Below are 235 nucleotides of genomic sequence, written 5' to 3'. Positions count from 1 at the left end.
AGCCGCGTGGACATGCTTTTGCTGTGACCGATGTGCGTGAAACCCTGCGTACCGGTGCGCCGAAAAACGCTGAAGATGGTCCGCTACCGATGGCATGCTGGAGTTGTAAAAGCCCGGATGTGGCGCGTCTGATCCAGAAAGACGGCGAAGATGGCTACTTCCACGGTAAATGGGCGCGCGGCGGTCCGGAAATCGTCTACAACTTAGGTTGTGCCGATTGCCATAACACCGCCTC

Annotated in this window: 1 protein-coding gene; it reads left to right on the top strand. The window is 57.4% G+C overall.

The window, feature by feature from the left end:
* Nucleotides 1-235, top strand: a 235-nt coding sequence (locus tag SB765_RS33805; protein ID WP_410933059.1) for an ammonia-forming cytochrome c nitrite reductase subunit c552, incomplete at both ends; no start/stop codon positions are given.

The organism is Pseudomonas sp. SIMBA_067, assembly GCF_046534675.1.
In the GTDB taxonomy this organism is placed as follows: Bacteria; Pseudomonadota; Gammaproteobacteria; order Pseudomonadales; family Pseudomonadaceae; genus Aquipseudomonas; species Aquipseudomonas putida.
This window is presented reverse-complemented; position numbering and strand designations above follow the sequence as displayed.